The 2,644-nt window shown below is 59.0% G+C and carries 4 protein-coding genes; 2 read left to right on the top strand and 2 right to left on the bottom strand.

Annotated features, from left to right (window positions below; genetic code table 11):
• Positions 1-139 precede the first annotated feature (139 nt).
• The gene (locus EOM25_13775; GenBank protein ID NCC26243.1) at positions 140-562 is read left to right on the top strand and encodes a hypothetical protein; all 423 of its coding nucleotides are present in this window, start codon (positions 140-142) and stop codon (positions 560-562) included.
• A complete protein-coding gene (locus EOM25_13770) occupies positions 559-1,341 on the top strand; it encodes a diaminopimelate epimerase (GenBank protein ID NCC26242.1) in 783 nt (260 codons plus the stop codon). Before EOM25_13775 ends, EOM25_13770 begins: the two co-directional genes overlap by 4 nt.
• A 19-nt stretch (positions 1,342-1,360) precedes the next feature.
• Here EOM25_13770 and EOM25_13765 read toward each other — a convergent pair whose 3' ends face one another.
• A complete protein-coding gene (locus EOM25_13765; GenBank protein ID NCC26241.1) occupies positions 1,361-2,029 on the bottom strand; it encodes an amino acid ABC transporter permease in 669 nt (222 codons plus the stop codon).
• 1 nt (position 2,030) lies between these two features.
• The coding region (locus tag EOM25_13760; GenBank protein ID NCC26240.1) for an amino acid ABC transporter ATP-binding protein at positions 2,031-2,644 on the bottom strand (614 nt) is incomplete at its 5' end.

The raw sequence follows: 2,644 nt of genomic DNA, 5'->3' as shown, positions 1-2,644 counted from the left end.
CTTGTCAATAAACCCGCTCAGACAAGAAAGCATGGATATTTGACGATCCATGACAATCCTCCTAGAGACTTCGTCTGTTTAGGGCCACTCCGTCACAATACAAAAATTCATTTTATCAACACAAACAGAAGGAACTAGCATGACAGAAGAATCCGCCATTGCCTTGACCGACTTTCTCGAATCCTGGCCCGTCGACGAAAAGGGGATCAAGCCCTTGTTTCACTCCCTCCACTCGGTACTTGCCTCCATTGACGGCATGAACCTCGACTTCTCGGCCAGACCAGGCGTTTCATACTCGCTTCGCGGTCTGCATCCGACCCGGAGCAATGAGCCGATTCTAGTCCTCATCGATGTCATTGACGACGAACCCGAGGAACGCTGGCTCTCGGTCTGTTTTCCCTCGGAATTGATCACCGATCCCGACTGCGTTGGCGATGTCGTCCCTGATGGACTCCAAGGCAAGGACGCCTGTTGCTTTGATGTCGATCAAAGCGACGACGAGATCGAAGGCTATCTGTCGGATAGAATTCGCGAGGCAGGAGCCAGCGCCATTCGCGCATGATAGAAATTCCATTCTACAAGGCCTTTCCCGGAGGCAACCCGACGATCCTGGTCATGACTTCGCCCCCGGAACCCGAGGTAATGGTCTCCCTGGCTCGCCGCCTCATGAAAGACTCGCACCTCGGGGCCGAACAAGTGGGCTTTGTTTCCACCCTGGACGACATCCCCAGATTGGACATGATGGGCGGGGAATTCTGCGGCAACGCAGCAAGGTCTCTGGCCGCCGTTTTGGCCCTGGAAAGCCGGACGGAAACTGACGCGCCTTTCGAAACCGTCATCAGTGTTTCCGGAGCCGAACGACCCCTGGCCTGCCGGGTCCTCTCCGGCTTGGAGGCCTGGGTGGAGATCCCCCTGCCGGATGGATTGACTGTTCCGGCCCCGAATCCGGTCCACCTTCCCGGCATCTCCCATCTACTGGTAGATGAGGACCACTCACCCTTTCCATCTGACTGGCCGACCGTGGTTCGAAAACTCCTCGACGTCCACGGTCTGGCCGATCTGCCGGCGGCCGGATGCGTCTGGTACCGACGGACCGGAATCTCCCTGTCCATCAAGCCTTGTATCCGGGTCGCTGCCACCCACACCTTGCACGCCGAAACCGCCTGCGGGTCCGGCTCACTGGCCCTGGCCCTGAACCTCGGCCTGGACCGGTGCTCCATCGTCCAGCCCAGCGGGCACGCGATATGCGTCCGCCTGGACCGAGGATCCGACGGATACGTAGAGCGGGCCTGGATCGGCGGCAAGGTTGAAATCGTGGCCCGGGGCCATGCCTTTGTCTGACTGGTCGATTTCGTCGGGCCTAACGGCCTTGACCAAACCCGGGAATGGCCGTCTTCTTCTCGATAGTCGAAAGGATGAACGTAGCCAGGGTGACAAGCAACAGATAGTAAAAGCCCACCACCAGAAAGACCTCTGTGAAGCGAAACGATCGCGAGGCGATCATCTTGCCCGTTCCGGTCAACTCGATGCAGGTGATGATATAGGCCAGGGACGAGTACTTGATGAGGTAGATGATTTCGTTGCCGCACCCGGGCAAGGCCCGGCGCATGGCCTGGGGAATAATGATCCAGAACACCGTGCCAAAGGTGCCGAAGCCCAGAGCCTGGGCGGCCAAAGTCTGACCCTTGCGAATGGAAAGCAGTGCCCCCCTGATGTACTCCGAGTGGTAAGCCGCACTGCACAAAGTGAATCCCAGGACCGCCGCCGGGTACGGATCGAGGAAGATCCCGACGTTGGGCAGCCCGAAGTAGAGGACGAATAACTGGACCACCAGCGGTGTCCCCCTGAACAGGGCCGTATACGCATTGGCCAGTCGTTGCACGGGGGCCATGGCGTAGGCTCGAAGAGCCCCGACCACGACTCCCAGGACCAGACCCATGACGGCCGAGGGCACGATGAGTCGGACACTCATCCACAGCCCGGTGTTCAGGGCCGGCACCAATTCGGACCAGAAAAACCCTTCTCCCATTCTATCCTTCCTCGGCCAATTCGCTCAGCTTGTCGCAAAAGGCCTGGGTCCTGGTTCCGGCACCCGGGCAAAGAAGGTCCGTCGGCCGACCGCGCTCAATGACCTCGCCGCGCTCCATGAACAGGACCTCCTGGGCCATTGCCTGAACGAAAGAAATCTGATGCGTGGCCATGAGCATGGTCATACCCGACTTGGCCAGATCCCTGATGACCGCCAGAACTTCGCCGATGAGCTCCGGATCCAGGGCCGAGGTCGGCTCGTCCAGTAAAATGACCGTCGGATCCATGGCCAGTGCCCTGGCGATGGACACTCGCTGCTTCTGCCCACCAGAGAGTTCAGCCGGGTAGAGATTAGCCCTGGAGGCCAGACCGACCCGTTCGAGTTCGGCCATGGCCCGCTCCCTGGCCCTCGACTTGGACCAGCCCTTGACCTTGCGCAGGGCCACGGCCACGTTGTTCATGGCGTCCAAGTGATCAAACAGGTTGAAATCCTGAAAGATCATGCCCACCTGTTGCCGAAAGGCGTACATATCCTTCTTGTGATGGATGCGGACCTCTGAGCCGTTCAGAAACATCCTGCCCGAATCCGGCGGGATGAGGTGATTCATGCACTGCA

Source organism: Deltaproteobacteria bacterium, from assembly GCA_009929795.1.
GTDB lineage: Bacteria > Desulfobacterota > Desulfovibrionia > Desulfovibrionales > Desulfomicrobiaceae > RZZR01.
The sequence above is the reverse complement of the archived record's forward strand: the minus strand, read 5'-3'. Positions and strand labels throughout refer to the sequence as shown.